The sequence below is a fragment of the Stenotrophomonas sp. Steno-Z10-HUANG genome, from assembly GCF_056393075.1.
Genome location: NZ_JBWJPA010000015.1, coordinates 1 through 22,190 on the forward strand (window position 1 = coordinate 1; position 22,190 = coordinate 22,190).

Below are 22,190 nucleotides of genomic sequence, written 5' to 3' on the forward strand. Positions count from 1 at the left end.
CTACGAGTTCCATCTCGCAAGGAATTCTCGCAGGGAAGGAGGGCGCCTGCCTCGTTCAGTACATGCCAATGGGACATCCCGCAGCATGCAGCTGCAGGGCTGGATGATCGACGAAATTTGCGTGGCACGCTCGTACTATCCGTTCGTGCTGGCACCGGATTATGCCGAGGAGTGGCGCCGTCGTGATTGGTCATCCGCCGAAGACACCATCTTTTCGTCTGCGAGGTTCCTCAGCGACCCTCGCCCTGGCATCGAGGAAATGCAGCCCCCAGCGGCATTTATCGAATCCAGGAAGAAGGTCTTTGCCAAGATACGAGGCAATGACGGCAACGACCTTGTCGAAGCCGCGAACCTTGGCGAGTGGTTGGCAACGGACGACGAGTTTGAGCAAGCTGTTGGCGTATATGTCCGTAGTTATCTGGACTGGCTAACAGCTTCGCCCCGCGAGGCGTGTTGGTGCGACTTGGGGCTGGTCATGGCCCTTGAGCCGGACGGAGATACGCTTGAGCAGGTTCCGAACGCGATCATCGTGTCGCCCTTGCATCCAATCCGTCTTGCTTGGCAATGCCTGGCGCAGCGTGCAATGTACCTTGCCTCGCGTAGGCTGCCCTGCCCTGCGGCGAGCATCATGGATCCTGATTGCGTACCGGATTCCATTGCGCTTCCGCTCCGTGATGCGACTGGCGGCATAAACGAAGTCGCCTATTTCTCCGTTGAATGCAGTTCGGACTATTGGGGAATCCTCTGGAACACCCAACGCCTCGATCGCTTGGTGAAGCTAGGGGCTACTGCGCCACTCGATCGAGAGATGGACCTCCTCGTCGGGGGTATATCCAGTGGGTTCAGCAAGTCGCAAGTGCATCGAGCCTTGGATGATGTATGCGAGATGCTTGTCGCAAAGCCAGTCATTAGCGCCTTGGTTTCCAGCTCTTCTGGCCAGAACAATGCCTGTAATGACGGAATCCTGTCATGGGCCCGGAGGCATTATGTCTCTGCGGACGATGAGGGCAGACAGGATTGCATGTTCGGCGCGAGCGAGGTGCATGTATTCGATGAGCGCGACGAGGATGCAAGGCCGGATGACACCGAGATATCCAACTTGGCAGAGGATACCGACAACGCGGTGCAGTGGTATTCGAGCACCGAGCGCGAGCCGAGGCACGACATAGCAATCATCGCGCAGCTGGAGACATCCAATGCGGAGGCACGTCCGACGAGACTCACCTCGCCCATCGGGGTGGGCGGACTCGTCCGTGCAAGGATCCGGGAGCAACAAGTAGCTGGCAATGGCCAGTTCCTGAGGGAGTCACGTGTCGCCGGCCCCGCACGCGTTACTGGGGATGGCCTGGCGGATACCACCGCCAAGGCTATTGCTGCACTTGAGGGCCTTGGCGAAAGCGTCATGGGTTACGTATTCGCGCCGAGTATCAACGCAGTCAAGCGCTCACTGGAGAAGGCGCAATTCGCCGCCGTTTCATCTTCCGCCGTGGATCCCGCCTGTTTCCTTGGCAACTGGCTTGAGGGGGCCTACCTTTGGGACTATGAACTTCCGTCCTACTCAGGCAGGTCCGGTGACAGCAACGGGTATTACCTCCTTTCCAAGATAGAGCCTCTAGAGCTGGAGACGCTAAGGGCCGTGCTCGCGCGGCTACCCCGCTGCAATGAACTATCCCTGCCGGAGCTCTCTGCAATCGTGCAAGAAGTCGCCCGGAGGGGAATACCCACTGTCCGCGGCCTGTCTGCCGGGAATTCTGGTGCGACGGGAGACCTTGGGCTGTTCGTTGCCACGAGGCTCTTGCAGGACAGCTTCAGGACCTCTGGCGGCGAGCATGGACTGCTTGCACCGTGGGAGGAGCGTGATGGCGTCCATAGGATATCTCTGGTCATCGCAGTGGATCCCTTCCAGCGCTACCTCGACGACCTAGCCAAGGCAACCAAGAAGCAAGCCTTACACCGCCCCGACTTGGTGGTGGTCGGGCTAGAAATCACGGACTCCTCCGTGCGCTGCAAGGTGACGCCCATCGAGGTAAAGAATAGGAGCGGGGCTGGTGCGATGCCGCATGCCTCGCGCGTAGAGGCGCTTGGGCAGGCGAAGTCCCTGTCGTCCTTGCTAGGGGCCATCGAGCAGGAATCGGAGGAGGAAGGAATGCTCCTCTGGCGGCTCGCGTACCAAAACCTGCTCTCCTCGATGATCGGTTATGGCTTCCGTGTCTATAGCCAGCACTTGGCTGAGTCAGGCAGAGCTGGCATCTGGGCCGCGTTGCACATGCGAACGATGGAGGCCATCTTGGGAGCGGGGATCAAGGTGGAGATTGACCCGCTTGGAAGGCTCATTGTCATCGATGGCTCAGCGGCAAGTTCCCCCCGAGATACCGATGGAGACGCGTTCCAGGAGACCATCGAACTATCACAAGCCGACGCCGGCCTGATAGTCCGGGGAGAATCGGACGCGCTATATGTGGCGATGAAGTCCAGGCTTGGTGAATGGCGACTATTCCCTTCCAGCTCTTGCCCTGCGGAAGGCGCTAACTGGAAGGAAGAAGCCAATCCTGCAGATGAGCCTGTAGAGCCGCAGCCGATCCCCGGAGTGGAAGATGAAAAGCCAGGGGATAGCGAAGCTGACACCGGAGCACAGGGCGAAGATGCATCGAGTCCCGGCGATGATTGCCCTTTGCCCGCAGGCGATGCTACGGAAGCCTCCCCCGACTCAGGCGAAGGCACGGGGCAGGAGGGACTTGTACTCCGTATCGGCGAGACGATAGATGGGTTCCAGCCCCGCGTCCGTCGCTTGAACCTTGGCCACACGTCCCTCAACCAACTGAACATGGGCGTCGTAGGTGATCTTGGCACGGGTAAGACACAACTCCTCAAGTCGCTGATTTACCAGGTCGCGACTGGTGAGTCGGGGAATCGTGGCATCAAGCCCAATGTCCTCATATTCGACTACAAGAAGGACTACAGCTCCGATGATTTCATCGAAGCCACGGGTGCGCGCGTCATCCGGCCGCAGCATATCCCATTGAACCTGTTCGACCTTTCGAACTCTTCCCAGTCGATCAGTCCTTGGCTGTCCCGCTATACCTTCTTCGCAGATGTGATCGATAAGATTTACTCGGGGATTGGTCCCGTCCAGCGTTCCAAGTTGAAGGCGTCCATACAGCAATCCTATGCATCGAAGCAGGATGGGGAATATCCAACCATCTACGATGTGTATGCCAATTATCAGGAAGCGCTGAAAGGTGGCGCCGATTCCGTGTCGGGAATCATCGGGGACATGGTAGACATGGAGCTATTCGCCTCGGATACCAGGGCAATCATGAGTCCCGGAGAGTTCCTGAGGGGCGTCGTCGTCATCGCGCTGAACGAGCTTGGGCAGGATGATCGGACGAAGAACATGGTCGTGGCGATCATGCTCAACGTCTTCTATGAACATATGCTCAAGATCCCAAAGCGTCCCTTCCTTGGCCAGAACAAGGACATGCGCGCTGTCGACTCCATGTTGTTGGTTGATGAGGCTGACAACATCATGAAGTACGAGTTTGACGTGCTGCGCAGCTTGCTCTTGCAAGGGCGGGAGTTCGGTGTAGGCGTAATTTTGGCGTCCCAGTACCTAAGCCACTTCAAGGCTGGAGCAACGGACTATAGGGAACCGCTACTGACTTGGTTCCTGCATAAAGTGCCCAATTTGAAGCCACAAGAGCTAAGCGCGCTTGGTTTGAGCGAACAGGCCTCGCTCCAACAGATGGCGGAGCGCATCAAGGCTTTGAACGTCCATGAGTGCATGTTCAAGACTCATGATGTCCCCGGGGAATTCATCATGGGCGCGCCGTTCTTTAGGCGGGGTGAGTGGTAGTGGCTGCGCATCCCTTACGCGCTCGGTGCCAGTGCGGTTGAGGTTTTGGAATTTAATTCGCTTGGTCAACTTTTCCGGGCCTGAGAATAATCTACCTGTTCACCTACTTCTCGGGGAAAGTTATGAGTTCGAATAGCGGGGTTCTGATCCAAGCAGATCTCATTGCGGAGATTAGTGGAGGGAGGCTTGTCATAGATGGCTGCCCGAGCCGAGCCAGAGGCTGTAGCTACGACCTCACAGTCGGAACAATGTTCTGGGAAAATAAGATTCATCAGGGCCCAGATGCGCAAGTTGTGGTCCCGCCCGGGGGCGCAATTGCACTCCTTACTGCCGAGGAGTTGTCGCTTCCCGACAACATGTTCGCCACTGCATACGCTATCAATGAGATGAGTTCCAAGGGGTTCTTGGTGCTGAATCCTGGGCATGTCGACCCGGGGTTCAAAGGTGCACTGACTGTAAAAGCCCTGAATATTCGCAAGGTTCCCATGCCTCTGCATTACGGTGACCCGATATTTACAGTAATTTTCCACGAGCTTTCCGCCTCGACTACCCCTTACAAGGGAGGTAGCTATAGCCGGAAGGAGCGCGAGCGACGGTTCAACGCCACCACGATTGAAACTTCGCCGCGCACCATCTTCGAGATGATGCCAACAGACCGGAGTGGGCCCTATCCAGCTCGCGATGAGGTCAATGAAATGATTCGGCGGCACTGGCTTGGCTGGCTGACTCTCGGCCTTTCAGTAATAACGCTGATTGCAGCACTTGTTGCCGCTTGGAAGGCCGTATATCCGACCCCGGTCTCGACTCCGCCCTCAACTCCCGCGCCGATACCGATACCGACACCGACTGGCTCAAATCTACCGCAGCAAGGTGAGGTTGGCGTCCATGCACGCGTGGTGTCTCCGTCGAAAGTTTTTGACAGCTCATCATCACATGAGCGTGCGGGGAACTCTTCTCCTGAGGTAGTGCGTGACGGCGTTAGCCAGTCGGACAGTCGTGCGCCAAAGCGGGCACAATAGATGTAGTTCAGCATAGCGGGATCCATGGTGCTCACCATCAGAGACAAGCGTTTACTTGGGCTGGCGCAATACATAGGGGGTTGGAGCAAGGACCAGTCGCGAAAGGTCGGTGCCGTGATTGCTGATTCGAAGGGGGGCGTTCGCGCCATTGGATACAATGGCCTGCCTCGTGGGGCGGACGAGGAACACGAGAGTCGACATCATGCGCCTGACAAGTATCTCTGGACGGAGCATGCTGAGCGGAATGCGATTTTCGAGGCGGCGCGAATGGGCGCTCAGATTGATGGATGTACGATGTATCTACCGTGGTTCCCATGCATGGATTGCGCGCGCGCTATCGTTCAAGCAGGGATTGTGCGATTGGTCGCGATAGAGCCCGACACATTAGATCCTCGATGGGGTGGGCATTTCGAAGTGGCCATTCAGCTGTTCCGAGAAGCAGGGATAGAAATAGAATGGGCGACGCTTTGAGTATCGAGCGTCGCCAGCCTGCTCTTGGAGTGATTTTAGGAATCAACCCAATTTCTTCGCTAGGTCTTCTGCTTTGGGGTGGTAGTACCTTTTAAGCATGCGTAGGTCGCGGTGACCAGTTACCGCGGCCAGTTCAATCAAGTTGGGGAGCTTGGTTGCCAGCCTAGATGTGGCCTCGTGCCGCATGTCATGTACACGCAAATCATGTAGGAATTTGGGTGAAGGCCGGTTACCGGCCTCCTTGCAATCCTCAAGATAATTGGCACGTGCCCGCTTCAAGGCTCTCCGATAACCGCACTTCACCGCATCTGCCGTGGTCGGGAAGACCGGTCCCGCGATGTTGCGTGGCAATGACTTGAGGATGGCCACGGCATGGGAAGAAAGCGGCACGTCCCGGGCGTCGCCGTTCTTGGTTTCAGGCAAGTGCGCCACGCAGCGCTTGAGGTCGACGTCCTCCCAGCTCAGTGCGAGCAACTCGCCACGGCGCATGGCCGTTTCGATGGCCATCCGAATGAACGGCACCAACCAGGGGTTTTGCGGGCCACTCTTGTTGAAGGTGCCGGCCAGGCTCCTGGTGCGCTCGCCCTCGACCTTCAATTCAGCCAGTAGGTAGGCCTCTTCCTCAGCGGTCATTCGGCGATCACGCGCCCGGGGCGCTGGCGGACGCTTGACGTGGCGGATCGGATTTTCCATATGGATCCCCCATTCGCGGCGAGCGTGGTTCAGCACGGCCGAGAGGATCCCCATCTCGCGGATGATGGTCGACGGGCCCACCTCGGCACTACGTCGGTCGCGCCAGGCTGCGACCGCGGAACTGGTGATGGCGGACATCCTGAGGTTGGCCAGCGCCTTGTCCTTCAGGAGCACGCCGATCTTGATCGCCTCGATCTCGGCGCTCTTCTTGCTGGGCGTTACTTCCCGGGCGTAGCGCTCCAGAACCGTGCGCAGCGTGGTCTTCTCTGCCTCGCGCCGGTCAACAAAGCCGGCGGTCTCTAGCTCACGCTCAGTGGCCCTGGCCCACTTCTCCGCATCCTCCCGGTACATGAAGGTGCGCGACTGGTCGGGGTAGCCCTTCACCCGTACCCGCGCCCGCCACTGCAAATCGCCCCGCTTCGTGATCTGTGCCATAACGTCCTCGGTGGCCCAAAAATGGCCCAACAAATGCATTTCTATCACTAACTGATTGATGAATAAAGATTCTTAACTGCTTTGACATGGTAGGGGTCACAGGTTCGAACCCTGTACCGCCCACCACTCCGGTAAGGGGTGGATCAATGACCCGGCAGATGCCGGGTTTTTTGTGGCCGTCGTCCGCTCGCGTGGTGTGCCGGCAGCCGGTCTCCCGGCCTGCCTTGCCCGGTTCTCCCGCTGTTCGTCGCGAGGGCGTGTGGCGTCCTGCCGGCGCCGTTGGGCGCGGGTGAGCGGGATGAGGCGAAATGGCCGCGATTGGTTTACCATCGTGCCCGACCTCCTTCCGGAAAAGGTGGCCCGCGGAAACGCCGGCCGAGCGTGCGACATGAGCACTACCCACTCCTGACGCCAGATTCCGCCACGGCCCTGCAGCAGGCGCCTTCGTGGCGCTTTTTTATTGCCCCGGTTTTCCGCAGGCGCGTTCCCGCATCGCGTGCTCCGCGATCCGCCGCGACCGGCGGGCCCCCACCCAGGTGAAGCCATGATCAACATCACTCTCCCCGACGGCAGCATCCGTCAGTTCGAAAATCCGGTCAGCGTCATGGACGTGGCCCAGTCCATCGGCGCCGGCCTGGCCAAGGCCACCATCGCCGGCGCGGTCGATGGCGTGCTGGTCGACGCCAGCGACGTCATCGACCACGACGCCGCGCTGCGCATCATCACCGCCAAGGACGAGGAGGGCGTGGAGATCATTCGCCACTCCTGCGCGCACCTGGTCGGCCACGCGGTCAAGCAGCTGTACCCGGACGTGAAGATGGTGATCGGCCCGGTCATCGCCGAGGGCTTCTATTACGACATCTATTCCGAGCGCCCGTTCACGCCCGAGGATATGGCTGCGATCGAGAAGCGCATGGGCGAGCTGATCGCGCAGGACTATGACGTGATCAAGAAGATGACGCCGCGCGCGGAAGTCGTCGAGATCTTCAGGGCCCGCGGCGAGGACTACAAGCTGCGCCTGATCGAGGACATGCCCGCCGACATCCAGGCCATGGGCATGTACTACCACCAGGAATACGTGGACATGTGCCGCGGCCCGCACGTGCCCAACACGCGCTTCCTCAAGGCGTTCAAGCTGACCCGCATCTCCGGTGCCTACTGGCGCGGCGACGCCAAGAACGAGCAGCTGCAGCGCATCTACGGCACGGCCTGGGCCGACAAGAAGCAGCTCGAGGCCTACATCAAGCGCATCGAGGAAGCCGAGATGCGCGACCATCGCCGCATCGGCAGGCAGCAGGAGCTGTTCCACCTGCAGGAAGAGGCGCCGGGCCTGGTGTTCTGGCACCCGAAGGGCTGGGCGCTGTGGCAGGTGGTCGAGCAGTACGTGCGTCGCGTCTACCGCAGCAGCGGATACGGTGAGGTGCGCTGCCCGCAGATCCTGGACGTGAGCCTGTGGAAGAAGTCCGGCCACTGGGACAACTACCAGGACAACATGTTCTTCACCGAGTCGGAGAAGCGCACCTACGCGGTCAAGCCGATGAACTGCCCGGGTCACATCCAGGTGTTCAACCAGGGCCTGCACAGCTACCGCGACCTGCCGATCCGCTACGGCGAGTTCGGTGCCTGCCACCGCAACGAGCCGTCCGGCGCGCTGCACGGCATCCTGCGCGTGCGCGGCTTCACCCAGGACGACGGCCACGTGTTCTGCACCGAGGAGCAGGTGGAGTCCGAGGTCCGCGCGTTCCACGCCCAGGCGCTGAAGGTCTATGCCGATTTCGGCTTCGAGGACATCCAGATCAAGATCGCGCTGCGCCCGGAATCGCGCCTGGGCGACGACGCCACCTGGGACAAGGCCGAAGACGCCCTGCGTTCGGCGCTGTCCAGCTGTGGCGTGGAGTGGCAGGAACTGCCGGGCGAGGGTGCCTTCTACGGCCCGAAGATCGAGTATCACCTGAAGGACGCCATCGGCCGGACCTGGCAGCTGGGCACCATGCAGGTGGACTTCATGATGCCGGGCCGCCTCGGTGCCGAATACGTCGACGAAAACAGCCAGAAACGGCACCCGGTGATGTTGCACCGGGCCATCGTGGGCTCGATGGAGCGCTTCATCGGCATCCTCATCGAGCACCATGCCGGTGCGTTCCCGACCTGGCTGGCGCCGGTGCAGGTGGTGGTGGCGAACATCACCGATGCCCAGGCTGAATACGTTCAGCAGGTTCGCAAAACCCTTGCGGAGCAAGGGTTCCGGGTCACTGCCGATTTGCGGAACGAGAAGATCGGCTATAAGATTCGCGAGCATACGCTGCAGCGTGTGCCGTATCTGCTGGTGGTCGGCGACCGCGAGAAGGAGAACGGCGCGGTGGCGGTACGCACCCGTTCGGGCGAGGATCTGGGCAGCATGTCGCTCCAGGCCTTCATCGAACGCCTGCAGGCGGAACACAGGCAGTAAGCATCCAGCCCCGGTCCCCGCGGACGCTCCGCCGGGGCCGGTTCGATTCCATCCGGAGATTGCAATATCAGTACCCCTGACAACAAGCAGAATCGTCGCAACCACGAAATCCGCGTGCCGCGCGTGCGCGTGATCGGCAGCGACGGTGAGATGATCGGCGTGTTGACGCGCGACGAAGCGCTGTCGATGGCCGAGGATGAGGGCTTGGACCTGGTCGAGATCCAGCCGCAGGCCGATCCGCCGGTCTGCAAGATCATGGACTTCGGCAAGTTCAAGTTCGAGCAGCAGAAAAAGGCCAACGAGGCCAAGAAGAAGAGCCGCCAGGTCGAGATCAAGGAAGTCAAGTTCCGTCCGGTCACGGACGAGGGCGACTACCAGATCAAGCTGCGCAAGATGCGTGGTTTCCTCGAGGAAGGCGACAAGGTCAAGGTCAACATCCGCTTCCGTGGCCGTGAGATGAGCCACCAGGAACTGGGGCGCGAAATGGCCGGCCGCATCGAGGCGGACCTGGGCGAGGACATCGTGATCGAATCGCGCCCGCGCCTGGAAGGCCGGCAGATGGTCATGATGATCGCGCCGAAGAAGAAGTAACGGCGCCGCGGCCTGGCCGCCGCCGTGCCGGTGGATGGGGAGGGGGTGATCCCGGTTTCCCGTCCCGCGTTCATGTGCCTGGGTCCTCGGTCGCCTGCGATTGCATGTGCGCCGGCTCCGGGGCATAATGGGCGACCCGGTTCGCCGGGTTTGTTGTTTGCAGCACCCAACAGGACCTGCCTGCCTCCATCGGGAGCGCGGGCTTCAAGCAGGCAAGGGCAAGGATGGAAAGCGTGGTCCAGACCACCGCCCGGCCAGTAAAAAAGAGACCATCAAGGACATAGCAATGCCCAAGATCAAGACCAACCGGGCGGCGGCCAAGCGTTTCCGCAAGACCGCTTCCGGCAAGTACAAGGCTGGCCACGCCAACCGTAGCCACATCCTCACCAAGAAGGCGACCAAGCGGAAGCGTAACCTGCGTCAGACGAACCACGTCCGCGCGGAAGACGCAGGCCGTCTGGACCGCATGCTGCCCTACCTCTGAGGAACTGAACCATGGCACGAGTTAAGCGTGGTGTGCAGGCGCGCCGCCGCCACAAGAAGATCATCAGCCAGGCGAAGGGCTACTACAATGCCCGCCGCAAGGTTTTCCGCGTCGCCAAGCAGGCGGTCATCAAGGCGCAGCAGTACGCCTACATCGGCCGCAAGCAGAAGAAGCGCAATTTCCGTTCGCTGTGGATCACCCGCATCAATGCGGCTGCCCGCATCAACGGCATGAGCTACAGCCGTTTCATGAACGGCCTGCTCAAGGCCGGCATCACCCTGGACCGCAAGGTGCTGGCGGACATCGCCGTGCACGACGCGGCGGGTTTTGCCGCGCTGGCCGAGAAGGCCAAGAGCGCGCTGGCGGCATAAGTCCTTCTCCTGCCGGCGCGGTCCACCCGCGGCGGTGGTGAATGAGGCAATGCATGGGGAAGGGCGCAAGTCCTTCCCCATTTCTTTTTCCAGCTTGGCCGTTCCCTTCTCCCGTGGGAGGAGGCGCCCCGAGGGGCGGATGAGGGCGCGCCGCAGGAGCCCGCGGCAGTCGCGGGGTTGAACGCGTCGCCGCGCCGGATTGGAATGCAATCCGGCGTCGGCGCCCGGGCAATCCGACTACGCTAGGATGCGCTCGTGCCCTCACCTCAGTCTTCTTCCGCCGGGAGAGGGCCGGGAGCTCCGGGATGTCCCCCGGCGCGGAACGCGTGAGGCGACCCATCCGAGATCTGTCGATCCATGAGTGACATCCAATCCCTGACCGCCCAGGCGCTGGCCGACGTGGCCGCGGCGCAGAATCCGGAAACCCTGGAAAACCTGCGTGTCGCCCTGCTGGGCAAGAGCGGCAGCATCACCGCGCAGCTCAAGCAGCTGGGTGCATTGCCGGCCGACGAACGCAAGGCGGCGGGCGAGGCGATCAACCGGGCGCGCGACGCGGTGTCGGCCGCGCTGGGCGAGCGCAAGGCGCTGCTGGAGAACGCGGCGCTGGACGCGCGCCTGGCCTCCGAGCGCATCGATGTCACCCTGCCGGGGCGCGATGGCGGGCGCGGTGGCCTGCATCCGGTCACGCGCACCCTGGAGCGCATCACCGGGATCTTCGGCCGGCTGGGCTACGAACTCTCCGAAGGCCCGGAAATCGAGGACGACTGGCACAACTTCGAGGCGCTGAACTTCCCGCCGCACCACCCGGCGCGCGCCATGCACGACACCTTCTACTTCGGCGACGGCCGCCTGCTGCGCACGCACACCTCCGGGGTGCAGGTGCGCTACATGGGCGACCACCGCCCGCCGCTGCGCATGATCGCCGCCGGCAAGGTCTACCGCAGCGACAGCGACCAGACCCACTCGCCGATGTTCCACCAGGTCGAGGGTCTGCTGGTGGACGAGCATTCCACCTTCGCCGACCTCAAGGGCACGCTCAGCGAGTTCGTGCGCGCGTTCTTCGAGCGCGATTTCGAAATGCGCTTCCGCCCCAGCTATTTCCCGTTCGTGGAGCCCGGCGCGGAAGTGGACATCGCCTGGCAGCAGCCCGACGGCAGCACCCGCTGGCTGGAAGTGCTGGGCTGCGGCATGGTGCACCCGAACGTGTTGCGCAACTGCGGCATCGATCCGGAGCGCTACACCGGCTTCGCCTTCGGGCTGGGTGTGGAGCGCTTCGCGATGCTGCGCTATGGCGTGAACGACCTGCGCGCGTTCTTCGACAACGACGTGCGTTTCCTGCGCCAGTTCGCCTGAGGCGCGGCAGCAGGTTCCCACAGGCATACACGGCGGGCGATGGCCCGCACAACGGATCGAGCAACGATGAAATTCTCCGAAAACTGGCTGCGCAGCCATGTCCCCACCGACGCCTCGCGCGACGCGCTGAGCGCGGTGCTGACCGCCATCGGCCTGGAGGTCGAGGAAGTGACGGCGTTGGGCCAGGGCCTGGACCACGTGGTGGTGGCACGCATCGTCGAGGCGGTGCGCCATCCGGAGGCCGACCGCCTGCAGGTGTGCAAGGTCGATGCGGGCCAGGGCGAACTGCTGCAGATCGTCTGCGGTGCGCCGAACGCGCGCCCGGGCCTGGTCGCGCCGCTGGCCCTGGTCGGCGCGCAGATCGGCGAACTCCGGATCAAGCCGGCCAAGCTGCGTGGCGTGGAATCCAACGGCATGCTGTGCTCGGCCAGGGAACTGGGCCTGGACAGCGACGCCTCCGGGCTGCTGGAGCTGCCGGATGACGCGCCGCTGGGCGCGGCGCTGGTCGACTACCTCGGCCTGCCCGATGCCAGCATCGAGATCAAGCTCACGCCGAACCGCGCCGACTGCTTCAGCGTGCGTGGCATCGCCTTCGACGTCGCCGCCGCCACCCGCAGCGAAGTGAAGCCGTTCACCGCCGACGCGGTGCCGGCGCAGGCCACGCGCGAGCTGGCCATTACGCTGCAGGCCGGCGCCGAGGCGCCGCGCTATCTGGGCCGCGTGATCGAAGGCGTCGATGCGCGCGCGGCCACGCCTTCGTGGATGGCCGAGCGCCTGCGCCGCAGTGGCGTGCGCCCGGTGTCGCTGCTGGTGGACATCACCCAGTACGTGATGCTGGAGCTGGGCCAGCCGATGCATGCCTACGATCTGGATACGCTCAAGGGCGGTATCGGCGTGCGCCGCTCGCGCGCCGGCGAAACCCTGAAGCTGCTCGATGGCCGTGACGCGACCCTGGACGACAGCTTCCTGGTGATCACCGATGCCGACCGCCCGGTCGGCCTGGCCGGAATGATGGGCGGCTTCGATACCCGGGTCACCGACGCCACCGGCAACGTGTTCCTCGAGGCCGCGCACTTCGCCCCGGCGGCGATCATGGGCCGCGGCCGCAAGCTGGGCCTGCACACCGATGCCGGGCACCGTTTCGAGCGCGGCGTCGATCCGCAGCTGCCGCGCACCGCGATCGAATACGCCACCCGCCTGGTGCTGGACCTGGCCGGTGGCGTGCCGGCGCCGGTCACCGAGGCGGTGCGCGAGGCCGACCTGCCGGCGGCGGCCACGATCCTGCTGCGCCGCGAGCGCATCGCGCGGGTGCTGGGTATCCGCATCGATGATGCCGAGGTCGAGCGCATCCTGCGCGCGCTGGGCATGGGGGTGGCGCCAGCAGCCGACGGCTGGAGCGTCACCGCGCCGAGCCGGCGCTTCGATATCGCCATCGAAGAGGACCTGATCGAGGAGCTCGCGCGCATCCATGGCTACGAGCAGATCCCGACCACGCTGCCCGCCGGCGCGGCGCGCATCGCCATGCCCAGCGAAACCCGCCTGGACGAGCTGAGCGTGCGTCGCCAGCTGCTGGCGCGCGACATGCTGGAAACCATCAACTACGCCTTCGTCGATGCACAGCTGCTGGACAATTGGTCGCTGCTGGACGGCCGCGTGGCGCTGGCCAATCCGCTGTCGGCGGAGCTGGCGGTGATGCGGCCGTTGCTGCTGCCGGGCCTGGTGGCAACGCTGGGCCGCAATGTCGCGCGCCAGGCCGGCCGCGTACGCCTGTTCGAGCTGGGGCGCGTGTTCGCGCAGCAGTCCGGCGACGCCTGGCAGGCACCGCGCGAGACCGTGCGCGTCGCCGCCGCCGTCTGCGGCGACGCCGCGGCGCTGCAGTGGGGCGAGAAGGCGCGCAAGGTGGATTTCCACGACCTCAAGGGCGACCTGGAATCGCTGGCGGCCGCTGCCGGTGCACGCCTCGAGTTCCGGGTCGCGCAGCACCCGTTCGCGCACCCGGCGCGATCGGCCGACGTCTACCGCGACGGCCGCCGCATCGGCTGGATCGGCCAGCTGCACCCGCGCCTGGCCGCGGCGATGGAGATCGACGTCGAGGTGCTGGCGTTCGAGCTGGACCTGGAGCCGCTGGCGGCGCGTGCGCTGCCGCGCGCCGGCGAGCTGTCGCGGTTCCCGGCGGTGCGCCGCGACCTGGCCGTGGTGGCGGCCGAAGCGGTCGAGTGGGAGGCGCTGTCGGCGACCATCCGCCAGGCCGCGGGCAGCCTGCTGCGGGAGGTGGTGCTGTTCGACCGCTATGTCGGCCAGGGCGTCGAACCCGGATTCAAGAGTCTGGCTATGGGCTTGATTTTGCAGGACACCTCGCGCACTCTGACGGACCGCGACGTGGACGCCGTGGTCGCCTCCGTGGTGGCTGCCGTCGAGCGTGAACACGGCGCCAGGATCCGGGGTTGAAGCACAGGTAGCAGGGAACAGGCATGGCATTGACCAAGGCGGAGATGGCCGACCGGTTGTTCGACGAGGTCGGCTTGAACAAGCGCGAGGCCAAGGAGTTCGTCGATGCGTTCTTCGACGTGCTGCGCGATGCATTGGAACAGGGACGCCAGGTGAAGCTGTCCGGCTTCGGTAATTTCGACCTGCGGCGCAAGAACCAGCGCCCGGGCCGCAATCCCAAGACCGGGGAGGAGATTCCGATTTCCGCCCGCACGGTGGTCACCTTCCGTCCGGGCCAGAAGCTCAAGGAGCGGGTGGAGGCATATGCTGGATCCGGGCAGTAACCGCGAACTTCCGCCGATTCCGGCCAAGCGCTACTTCACCATCGGTGAGGTGAGCGAGCTGTGTGACGTCAAGCCGCACGTGCTGCGCTACTGGGAAACCGAGTTTCCCAGCCTGGAGCCGGCCAAGCGCCGCGGCAACCGCCGCTACTACCAGCGCCATGACGTGCTGATGGTGCGGCAGATCCGCGGCCTGCTGTACGAACAGGGCTACACCATCGGCGGTGCCCGCCTGCGCCTGGAAGGCGAGGGCGCGCGGCAGGAGTCGGCACTGAGCAACCAGATCATCCGCCAGGTGCGCATGGAGCTGGAGGAAGTGCTGCAACTGCTGCGACGTTGACCGCTTCGGCGGCAATACGCGTATAATCGCCGGCTCGCCACCACGGTGGCGGCATGCAGTAACGATCGGGGCGTAGCGCAGCCTGGTAGCGCATCTGCCTGGGGGGCAGAGGGTCGTCGGTTCGAATCCGGCCGTCCCGACCAATTACTGTTTGTGGATCAACGGCTTGCACTTCACAGTGCAGGCCGTTTTTCGTTGTGCCCTCCAGTGCATCTCCGTGGGGCGACACACGATGCACGCTGCCTGGTAGCACGTGTGCCGGCCGGCTCGACCGCAAGCGGTCGTGTGGCGCGCCGCTGCGTCGCCAGCCACGGCCCGTTCGTGCGCGTGGCCTGCGGTGTACGACGCGCCGCGCCATCACCGCGCGCACGCGCGGTGCCCTGAGCGCGCCTGCCGGCGGCTGGACGTACGTCGCAACGCGCTCGTGCCGGGCCGGGCGCCAGCGCCCGCCGGCTTAACGCGCGGGTGCATGGAACCGGCTAAGGTCGCGCCTTTCCCGGAGGCCAGGAACGGACATGCGCGTTGCCCGATGGAGTGTGCTGGTGGGGCTGTGGCTGTTTTCGCTGCCGCCCGTGCATGCCGCGCAGTCCGCGGAGCCTGGCAGCGCGCCGGCCACCGCACCGATCCGCGACCTGGACACTTTGGTGGTGCACGGCGTGCAGCCCGGGCCGGGGTTGTGGAAGGTCAGCAAGGACGACCACGTGTTGTGGATCCTGGGCACCGCGTCGCCGCTGCCCGACCGGATCCAGTGGCAGTCGGGCGAGGTGGAAGCGATCATCGCGCGTTCGCAGCAGGTACTGCTGTCACCGTCGCTGTCGTTCAATGCCGACGTCGGCTTCTTCGGCATGCTGGCATTGGCGCCGGCCGCGTGGAAGGCGATGCGCAACGAGGATGGCGCGACGCTGGAGGATGTGCTGCCGCCAGCGCTGCATGCCCGCTGGCAGGCGCAGAAGCGCCGCTACCTGGGGCGCGACGGTGGCGTCGAGCGCAAGCGGCCGATGATCGCCGCCAACGAACTGTACGCGGCAGCGATCAAGTCGGCCGGGCTGGGGCAGAAGCCGGTGATCTGGCCGGTGGTGGAGAAGGCGGCCAAGGCCGCCGGCATCAAGCCGACCTCGACGACGCTGAAGTTCGAGATCGACGACCCGAAGGCGGCCATTCGCGAGTTCCGTGCCGGCGGTTTCGATGACCTGGCCTGCTTCGAGCGCAAGCTGGTGTCGGTCGAGCGCGACCTGCCACGGCTGGTGGAACGCGCCAATGCCTGGGCGGTCGGCGACATCGAGGCATTGCGCCAGCTGCCGCTGGAAGACGCCGACGGTGCCTGCCTGCGCGCCGTGGCCGATTCCGGGTTCGCCCGCAACCGGGGTTATGGCGACCTGCGCGAGCGTGGATACCGGCACTGGATGACGATCGCCGAGGACGCGCTGCGCCGGAACAACGAAACCTTCGCGATGTTGCCGGTCGACAGCCTGCTGGCGGCCGATGGCTACCTGGCCCGGCTGCAGGCGCGTGGGTATGAAGTGGAGACGCCCTGACCCGGCGCGGCGTCAGCTGGTCGCCAGCAGCCCGGTGACCGCCAGCACCAGGAACAGCACCGTCAACGCGCCGAACAGCAGCGGGCGGGCGCGGAAAGGGGCGGCGGGGCGCTGTTCGATGCGGGCAATGCTGGTGCGCAGGATGAGCCCGGCGGGGAAACCATTGCGGGCCATGGTGTCGTCACAGGCGTCGGTGCAGGCATTGCATTCGATGCATGAGTCGTTGCGGCCATTGCGGATGTCCAGCCCGATCGGGCAGGCGCGGACGCAGGCGTCACAGTCGGTGCAGTCGCCCAGATGGGCGTCGCTGAAGGTCGGGCGCGGGCCGGCGCTGGCCGGGTGCGCGGCGCGGAACACGTAATCGCGTGCGGTTACCGGGTCCAGCAGGCCGCGCGCGCGCTGCATCACGCTGCCGCCGCCGGCGGGACGCGCGCCGCGCGGTTCGCCGCGCCGCGCGTCGTAATGGATCGAAGGGGTGAAGGCGTCGGTCAGCCACGGCTGCACGCGGCCATACGGGCACAGGTAGGTGCAGACCTGTTCGTGCAGGAACAGTACGTTGGCCCAGGTGGCCGCAGCGTAGAAGGCGATCCAGAATGCCTTCCAGCCGCCGATCGCGAAAGCGGGCAGGCCGCTGACAAGTTCGCCGATCGGCGAGAAATAGCCGACGAAGGTAATGCCGGTCCACAGCGATACCGCGGCCCACAGCGCATGCCGCAGCACCGCTTCGGCGCGTGCGCCGGCCCATCCGTTGAGCGCGGTGACGCGCCGCACTGCGCGGTGCAGGCGGGTCAGCACGGTCTGCGGGCAGGCATACGCGCACCACAGCCGGCCATACAGGCTGGTGACCAGGCATAGTGCGGCCAGCCCGGCCAGTGCCAGCCACAGCAGCGGCACGACGGCGTCGGTACGCAGGCCCAGGCCGAAGAAGTGGATGCGGCGGGCCTCGACGTCGAACAGCAGCAGCGGCGCATCGTGCCAGCGCAGCCACGGCATGCCGTAGAACAGGCCCAGCATCAGCGCCAGTACCAGCCATTGCGCGACATGGCGCCGTTGCACCGGTGCCCCGCGTGCGGGCGCGGCCGGGTGCACGGCGGCGGAGTAGCCCGGGCGCTGGACGCTGTTCATTCCAGCGGCAGCTCGTCATCGCCCGCGGGCGGGCGCAGCAGCAGGGCGGTCACGCTGCAGGCGCTGAACGTACCCAGCCACGCCAGGAAAAAGCCGGCGGTGTAGCCGAGGCCACGGCTGATCACGCGGTCCGGGAAGCCGATGCGCTGCAGCTCCAGCGGGTCGAAGAAGGCGAAGAACAGCACCGATGCGACCACCGCGACGAAAAAGCTCGGCCACAGCACCGCGCCCAGCTTCTGTACCGGGGAGGGGCGCGGAGGGGACGAGGTGTCGGGGTCGATCATGGTGACATCGGACGCGGGGCCTGGCGGGCGTACAATCGGCGTTCGCCGCTTCGCCGGCGCGGCGCCAAAGGCGGGGGTGGAGATGCCGTCAGCCTAGGCAGCCCGGCGCCGGGCAGCCTTGATCTGGATCAAGCCGTGCCCGGAAGCCGTTCAGCACAATGGCCGCCAGGCGAGGAGTTCTGCAGCGATGAACGATGGGCGCGTGCCGCAACCGGCAGCGGATCTGTGCAGCGAGGAAGAGATCGACCGCCTGGTGCGCGCGTTCTACGGCCGGGTGCGCCAGGACGATCTGCTGGGCCCGGTGTTCGAGGCCCATGTCCACGACTGGGAGGCGCACATGCGGCACCTGGCCGATTTCTGGTCGGCGCTGCTGCGTGGCACCCGCCGTTTCCAGGGCGCGCCGATGCAGAAGCACATGGTGATTGACGAGCTGCGCGAGGAGCTGTTCGCGCGCTGGCTGCAGCTGTTCCGGCAGACCACGGCCGAGCTGGGCAACGTGCCGATGCAACGGCTGGCCGACGATGCCGCCGAGCGCATCGCCGGCAATTTCTGGCGCCGCTTCCAGATGTCGCGCTGGCCGACGCTGCAGGTGCTGGGCAGTAGCGGGGAGTAAGTGAAGAGGAGTGAGTAGTGAGAGGGATCAAGAGCGATCTCTGCCTGCGCGGAGATGATGGCTCTGCCTTCTCTCATTTCTCACTCCTCTTCACTCACTCATGCCCCATTGATCTGGCTCAAAGCGTCAGCCGGTGACACGGCGCATGCTGCGCCGCATGGACACGACCACCGCATTTCCCGACCCGCTGGGCTGGACCTTCGACCCGGATATCCTGCGCCGCCATGATCGTCCGGGGCCGCGCTATACCTCCTATCCCACCGCGCCGCACTTCCACGACGGCTACGGCACCGGGCAGTTCCGCGAGGCGATCGCGCGCAGCAATGCATCGGCGCGGCCGCTGTCGCTGTACGTGCACGTGCCGTACTGCACCAGTCCGTGCTTTTACTGCGGCTGCAACCGGGTCATCAGCCGCGACCGCGACAAGGGCGCACCGTACGTGGACCGCGTGCTGGCCGAGGCGGACCGGGTGGCGCCGCTGTTCGCGGCCGGGCGCGAGGTCACCCAGCTGCACTTCGGCGGCGGCACCCCGAACTTCCTCGAGCCGGAACAGCTGTCGCGCCTGGTCGAGGGGCTGCGCCAGCGCTTCCGCTTCAGCAGTGATGCCGGCCGCGATTTCTCCATCGAACTGGACCCGCGCTCGGTCAGTCCGGACGACATCGCCGTGCTGGCGCAACTGGGCTTCAACCGCGCCAGCCTCGGCGTGCAGGACTTCGACCCGGCGGTGCAGCAGGCGATCAACCGCGTGCAGGGGGTGGACGAAACGCTGGCGATCATCGACGCCTGCCGCCGCCATGGCCTGCGCTCGGTCAACGTCGACCTGATCTACGGCCTGCCGAAGCAGACCCTGGAAGGCTTCGCGCGCACGCTGCAAACCGTGCTGGCGGTGCGCCCGGACCGGCTGGCGATCTACGGCTACGCGCACATGCCGCACCTGTTCAAGGCGCAGCGGCAGATCGTCGATGCGGACCTGCCCGACGCCGAACGCAAGCTGGCGCTGCTGGGGCTGGCGGTGGAGCGGCTCTCGGCCGCCGGCTACCAGTACATCGGCATGGACCATTTCGCGCTGCCGGAAGAAGACCTGTCACGCGCGCAACGCGCCGGCAGCCTGCACCGCAATTTCATGGGTTACACCACCCATGCCGAGACCGACCTGCTGGGCCTGGGGGTCAGCGCCATCAGCCGGATCGACAACAGCTACAGCCAGAACCCGCGCGACCTGAAGGACTGGGAGGCGCGGATTGATGCCGGCGGGCTGCCGGTGTGGCGCGGGCTGGAGCTGGATGCCGACGATGTACTGCGCGCCGAGCTGATCCAGCAGCTGATGTGCCATGGGCGCGTGGATGGTCACGCCCTGGCGGCGCGCCACGGCATTGATTTCGAGCAGTACTTCGCCAGCGAACTGGCGGCGCTGCAGCGCTTGGCCGCCGACGGGCTGGCGCGGTATCACGACGGCGTCGTCGCCGCGACCCGGCAGGGGCGGCCGCTGCTGCGCCTGATCGCCATGTGCTTCGACCGTTACCTGCAGGCGCCGCAGCAGCCGGCGCGCTATTCGCGGGCGATCTGAACGCCGCCGCGGCGCGCGGCTGGCACGCGACGGCCACGCGTGCGGCGGATCGGCCGCGGCAGCCCTGCCGCGATGGCGCGGCCCACCCGCGCGGTAGCGTCGGATTCACAAGCGCGCCTCGATCAGGCACGCTATCGCGATGCCCGGATGGCGAAACTGGTAGACGCATCGGACTTAAAATCCGCCGGGGGCAACCCCATGCCGGTTCGATTCCGGCTCCGGGCACCAGCCATGCAACCTCGAGGGATGGGATGAGCGCCGACATTTCCGCAGCCAGTGCGCCGCGCATCGCCGTCATTGGCCTGGGCTATGTCGGCCTGCCGCTGGCGGTCGAGTTCGGGCGGACGCTGGACACGCTTGGCTACGATATCGACGCCGCGCGCGTGGCCGAACTCCGCCAGGGCCATGACCGCACGCTGGAGCTGGATGCCGCCGAACTGGCGGCGGCCACCTGCCTGCGCTATTGCGCCGACGCCGCCGAACTGGCCCGGTGCAACGTGTTCATCGTCACCGTGCCCACGCCCATCGATGCCTGGGAGCAGCCCGACCTGGAGCCGTTGCGCGGCGCCAGCCAGTTGATCGCCGGGGTGCTCAAGCGCGGCGACCTGGTGATCTACGAATCCACCGTCTACCCCGGTACCACCGAGGAAGTCTGCGTGCCGTTGCTGGAGCAGGGCTCGGGCCTGCGCTTCAACCAGGATTTCTGGTGCGGCTACAGCCCGGAGCGGATCAATCCGGGCGACCGCCAGCGGCGCCTGCCGGACATCCGCAAGATCACCTCCGGCTCCACGCCGGAAGCGGCCGAGGTGGTGGACGCGCTGTACCGGCGCATCATCGCCGCCGGCACCTGGCGCGCGCCCTCGCTGCGCGTGGCCGAAGCGGCCAAGGTGGTGGAGAACATCCAGCGCGACGTCAACATCGCCCTGGTCAACGAACTGGCCCTGATCTTCGACCGGCTCGGCATCGATACGCTGGACGTGCTGGAAGCGGCCGGCACCAAGTGGAACTTCCTGCCGTTCCGCCCGGGCATGGTCGGCGGCCACTGCATCGGCGTGGACCCGTATTACCTGCTGCACAAGTCCGAGAGCGTGGGTTACCACCCGGACCTGATCCACACCGCGCGCCAGGTCAACAACCGGGTGGTCGCACACGTGGTGGCGCGGGTGGACGCGCTGCTGGCCGGCAAGGGCAAGGCACTGCGCGGGGCGCGGGTGCTGGTGCTGGGGGTGACGTTCAAGGAGGACTGCCCGGACCTGCGCAACAGCCGGGCGCTGGACCTGGCACGCCTGCTGGCCGGGCAGGGCGCACGGGTGGATGCGTTCGATCCATGGGCCGATGCGGACGAGGCCGAACGCGAGTCCGGCCTGAAGCTGGTTGACGCCCCTGCGCACGGCCAGTACGACGCGGTGGTGCTCGCGGTGGCGCACCGCCAGTTCCGCGAACTCGATGCCGCGCGCATTCGCGCGCTGGGCGTGGCCGACATGGTGGTGTACGACGTCAAGTCGGCGTGGCCGCGGCACGTGGTGGACGACCGGTTGTAGAATCCGCCATCCCCGGTCACGAGGACGGCCATGCACCGTTATCTGGTTTACGTACTGGCGCTGGTCCTGCTGCCGGTATCGCTGGCGCTGGCGCAACACTGGCCCGCCTGGTACTGGGGCGTGGGCCTGTTCGGCGCGATGGCGCTGCTCGGCACCTGGGACGTGCTGCAGCGGCGCAGCGTGCTGCGGCGCAATTACCCGGTGCTGGCGCACTTCCGTTACGGCTTCGAATCCATCGGCCCGGAAATCCGCCAGTACTTCGTGCAGAGCGACCTGGAGGACGTGCCGTTCTCGCGCCAGCAGCGGCAGCTGGTCTACCAGCGTGCGCGCAACGTGATGGACGTGGTGCCGTTCGGCACGCTGCGCAGTACCTATGCGGTGGACTACGAGTGGATCAACCACTCGATGGCGCCCACCAGCATTCCGCACCATGACTTCCGCGTGGTGATCGGCGCCGGCTGCGCGCGGCCGTATTCGGCCAGCGTGTTCAACATCTCGGCGATGAGCTTCGGTTCGTTGTCGGCCAACGCCATCCGCGCGCTGAACAAGGGCGCGAAGATGGGCGGCTTCTACCATGACACCGGCGAAGGCTCGATCTCGCCCTACCACCGCGAGAACGGCGGCGACCTGGTGTGGGAGATCGGCTCCGGTTACTTCGGGTGCCGTGACGAACACGGCCGTTTCAGCGAGGAGCGCTT

The 22,190-nt window shown here is 65.2% G+C and carries 19 protein-coding genes and 2 tRNA genes; 18 read left to right on the forward strand and 3 right to left on the reverse strand.

The genetic code is table 11. The features are described 5' to 3' along the window. Nucleotides 1-103 precede the first annotated feature (103 nt). The 3 genes from AC06E6_RS16175 (at nucleotide 104) to AC06E6_RS16185 (ending at nucleotide 5,343) form a co-directional block, all read left to right on the forward strand. Nucleotides 104-3,853 (forward strand): hypothetical protein, encoded by a 3,750-nt coding sequence (locus AC06E6_RS16175; RefSeq protein ID WP_478062036.1) that lies wholly within the window; start codon nucleotides 104-106, stop codon nucleotides 3,851-3,853. A 248-nt stretch (nucleotides 3,854-4,101) separates the two neighbouring features. Next, the gene (locus AC06E6_RS16180; RefSeq protein WP_478062037.1) at nucleotides 4,102-4,872 is read left to right on the forward strand and encodes a dCTP deaminase domain-containing protein; all 771 of its coding nucleotides are present in this window, start codon (nucleotides 4,102-4,104) and stop codon (nucleotides 4,870-4,872) included. A gap of 24 nt (nucleotides 4,873-4,896) precedes the next feature. Further along, on the forward strand, nucleotides 4,897-5,343 hold the full coding sequence (locus tag AC06E6_RS16185) for a deoxycytidylate deaminase (RefSeq protein WP_478062038.1): 447 nt from the start codon (nucleotides 4,897-4,899) through the stop codon (nucleotides 5,341-5,343). Nucleotides 5,344-5,385: 42 nt separating this feature from the next. Here AC06E6_RS16185 and AC06E6_RS16190 read toward each other — a convergent pair whose 3' ends face one another. Beyond that, complete coding sequence (locus AC06E6_RS16190) at nucleotides 5,386-6,471, reverse strand: site-specific integrase (RefSeq protein WP_478062039.1); 1,086 nt, start codon at nucleotides 6,469-6,471, stop codon at nucleotides 5,386-5,388. A 544-nt stretch (nucleotides 6,472-7,015) separates the two neighbouring features. Here AC06E6_RS16190 and thrS point away from each other — a divergent pair. From thrS to AC06E6_RS16240, 10 genes are all read left to right on the forward strand, one after another. Beyond that, on the forward strand, nucleotides 7,016-8,920 hold the full coding sequence (gene thrS / locus AC06E6_RS16195) for a threonine--tRNA ligase (protein ID WP_104938513.1): 1,905 nt from the start codon (nucleotides 7,016-7,018) through the stop codon (nucleotides 8,918-8,920). Nucleotides 8,921-8,986: 66 nt separating this feature from the next. Then, nucleotides 8,987-9,511 (forward strand): translation initiation factor IF-3, encoded by a 525-nt coding sequence (infC, locus tag AC06E6_RS16200; protein ID WP_225546736.1) that lies wholly within the window; start codon nucleotides 8,987-8,989, stop codon nucleotides 9,509-9,511. 286 nt (nucleotides 9,512-9,797) lie between these two features. Continuing rightward, entirely contained in the window at nucleotides 9,798-9,995 is a 198-nt protein-coding gene (rpmI, locus tag AC06E6_RS16205) for a 50S ribosomal protein L35 (RefSeq protein ID WP_010342861.1), read from the forward strand. Between the two features lie 11 nt (nucleotides 9,996-10,006). Further along, the gene (rplT, locus tag AC06E6_RS16210) at nucleotides 10,007-10,366 is read left to right on the forward strand and encodes a 50S ribosomal protein L20 (protein WP_054664681.1); all 360 of its coding nucleotides are present in this window, start codon (nucleotides 10,007-10,009) and stop codon (nucleotides 10,364-10,366) included. A gap of 357 nt (nucleotides 10,367-10,723) precedes the next feature. Then, nucleotides 10,724-11,719 (forward strand): phenylalanine--tRNA ligase subunit alpha, encoded by a 996-nt coding sequence (locus AC06E6_RS16215; RefSeq protein ID WP_104938514.1) that lies wholly within the window; start codon nucleotides 10,724-10,726, stop codon nucleotides 11,717-11,719. A 66-nt stretch (nucleotides 11,720-11,785) separates the two neighbouring features. Further along, nucleotides 11,786-14,167, forward strand: coding sequence for a phenylalanine--tRNA ligase subunit beta (gene pheT / locus AC06E6_RS16220; protein WP_240211476.1), 2,382 nt, complete (start codon nucleotides 11,786-11,788; stop codon nucleotides 14,165-14,167). Between the two features lie 23 nt (nucleotides 14,168-14,190). Beyond that, nucleotides 14,191-14,490: an integration host factor subunit alpha gene (locus AC06E6_RS16225; RefSeq protein WP_054657702.1), complete on the forward strand. Its 300-nt coding sequence runs from the start codon at nucleotides 14,191-14,193 to the stop codon at nucleotides 14,488-14,490. Continuing rightward, complete coding sequence (locus tag AC06E6_RS16230) at nucleotides 14,471-14,827, forward strand: MerR family transcriptional regulator (RefSeq protein ID WP_054664690.1); 357 nt, start codon at nucleotides 14,471-14,473, stop codon at nucleotides 14,825-14,827. Before AC06E6_RS16225 ends, AC06E6_RS16230 begins: the two co-directional genes overlap by 20 nt. 66 nt (nucleotides 14,828-14,893) lie before the next feature. Further along, nucleotides 14,894-14,970: transfer RNA gene (locus AC06E6_RS16235), tRNA-Pro, on the forward strand. A gap of 372 nt (nucleotides 14,971-15,342) precedes the next feature. Continuing rightward, the gene (locus AC06E6_RS16240; protein WP_240211475.1) at nucleotides 15,343-16,362 is read left to right on the forward strand and encodes a TraB/GumN family protein; all 1,020 of its coding nucleotides are present in this window, start codon (nucleotides 15,343-15,345) and stop codon (nucleotides 16,360-16,362) included. A 12-nt stretch (nucleotides 16,363-16,374) separates the two neighbouring features. On the opposite strand, the gene AC06E6_RS16245 is transcribed toward AC06E6_RS16240, so the two are convergent. Continuing rightward, entirely contained in the window at nucleotides 16,375-17,487 is a 1,113-nt protein-coding gene (locus tag AC06E6_RS16245; protein WP_240211474.1) for a 4Fe-4S dicluster domain-containing protein, read from the reverse strand. After that, nucleotides 17,484-17,771 carry a hypothetical protein gene (locus AC06E6_RS16250; RefSeq protein WP_104938518.1) on the reverse strand — a complete coding sequence of 96 codons (288 nt, stop codon included), beginning with the start codon at nucleotides 17,769-17,771 and terminating at the stop codon, nucleotides 17,484-17,486. Before AC06E6_RS16250 ends, AC06E6_RS16245 begins: the two co-directional genes overlap by 4 nt. A 187-nt stretch (nucleotides 17,772-17,958) precedes the next feature. Between AC06E6_RS16250 and AC06E6_RS16255 the strand changes: the two genes are divergently transcribed. The 5 genes from AC06E6_RS16255 to AC06E6_RS16275 all read left to right on the forward strand — a co-directional run. Then, on the forward strand, nucleotides 17,959-18,384 hold the full coding sequence (locus AC06E6_RS16255) for a group III truncated hemoglobin (protein ID WP_240211473.1): 426 nt from the start codon (nucleotides 17,959-17,961) through the stop codon (nucleotides 18,382-18,384). A gap of 157 nt (nucleotides 18,385-18,541) precedes the next feature. Further along, the gene (gene hemN, locus AC06E6_RS16260) at nucleotides 18,542-19,951 is read left to right on the forward strand and encodes an oxygen-independent coproporphyrinogen III oxidase (RefSeq protein WP_240211472.1); all 1,410 of its coding nucleotides are present in this window, start codon (nucleotides 18,542-18,544) and stop codon (nucleotides 19,949-19,951) included. Between the two features lie 141 nt (nucleotides 19,952-20,092). Then, nucleotides 20,093-20,179 (forward strand) — tRNA-Leu (locus tag AC06E6_RS16265). A gap of 23 nt (nucleotides 20,180-20,202) precedes the next feature. Next, nucleotides 20,203-21,492 (forward strand): nucleotide sugar dehydrogenase, encoded by a 1,290-nt coding sequence (locus tag AC06E6_RS16270; protein WP_478062045.1) that lies wholly within the window; start codon nucleotides 20,203-20,205, stop codon nucleotides 21,490-21,492. A 30-nt stretch (nucleotides 21,493-21,522) separates the two neighbouring features. Further along, a partial coding sequence (locus AC06E6_RS16275) for a glutamate synthase-related protein (RefSeq protein ID WP_478062047.1) occupies nucleotides 21,523-22,190 on the forward strand: 668 nt, incomplete at its 3' end.

Coding starts and splice junctions, on each gene's coding strand:
- AC06E6_RS16215 (WP_104938514.1), top strand. CDS start 10,724: ATGAGTGACATCCAATCCCTGACCGCCCAGGCGCTGGCCGACGTGGCC.
- rplT (WP_054664681.1), top strand. CDS start 10,007: ATGGCACGAGTTAAGCGTGGTGTGCAGGCGCGCCGCCGCCACAAGAAG.
- AC06E6_RS16230 (WP_054664690.1), top strand. CDS start 14,471: ATGCTGGATCCGGGCAGTAACCGCGAACTTCCGCCGATTCCGGCCAAG.
- AC06E6_RS16185 (WP_478062038.1), top strand. CDS start 4,897: ATGGTGCTCACCATCAGAGACAAGCGTTTACTTGGGCTGGCGCAATAC.
- AC06E6_RS16175 (WP_478062036.1), top strand. CDS start 104: ATGATCGACGAAATTTGCGTGGCACGCTCGTACTATCCGTTCGTGCTG.
- AC06E6_RS16240 (WP_240211475.1), top strand. CDS start 15,343: ATGCGCGTTGCCCGATGGAGTGTGCTGGTGGGGCTGTGGCTGTTTTCG.
- AC06E6_RS16190 (WP_478062039.1), bottom strand. CDS start 6,471: ATGGCACAGATCACGAAGCGGGGCGATTTGCAGTGGCGGGCGCGGGTA.
- AC06E6_RS16255 (WP_240211473.1), top strand. CDS start 17,959: ATGAACGATGGGCGCGTGCCGCAACCGGCAGCGGATCTGTGCAGCGAG.
- AC06E6_RS16270 (WP_478062045.1), top strand. CDS start 20,203: ATGAGCGCCGACATTTCCGCAGCCAGTGCGCCGCGCATCGCCGTCATT.
- AC06E6_RS16250 (WP_104938518.1), bottom strand. CDS start 17,771: ATGATCGACCCCGACACCTCGTCCCCTCCGCGCCCCTCCCCGGTACAG.
- thrS (WP_104938513.1), top strand. CDS start 7,016: ATGATCAACATCACTCTCCCCGACGGCAGCATCCGTCAGTTCGAAAAT.
- AC06E6_RS16245 (WP_240211474.1), bottom strand. CDS start 17,487: ATGAACAGCGTCCAGCGCCCGGGCTACTCCGCCGCCGTGCACCCGGCC.
- pheT (WP_240211476.1), top strand. CDS start 11,786: ATGAAATTCTCCGAAAACTGGCTGCGCAGCCATGTCCCCACCGACGCC.
- rpmI (WP_010342861.1), top strand. CDS start 9,798: ATGCCCAAGATCAAGACCAACCGGGCGGCGGCCAAGCGTTTCCGCAAG.
- hemN (WP_240211472.1), top strand. CDS start 18,542: ATGGACACGACCACCGCATTTCCCGACCCGCTGGGCTGGACCTTCGAC.
- AC06E6_RS16180 (WP_478062037.1), top strand. CDS start 4,102: ATGTTCTGGGAAAATAAGATTCATCAGGGCCCAGATGCGCAAGTTGTG.
- AC06E6_RS16225 (WP_054657702.1), top strand. CDS start 14,191: ATGGCATTGACCAAGGCGGAGATGGCCGACCGGTTGTTCGACGAGGTC.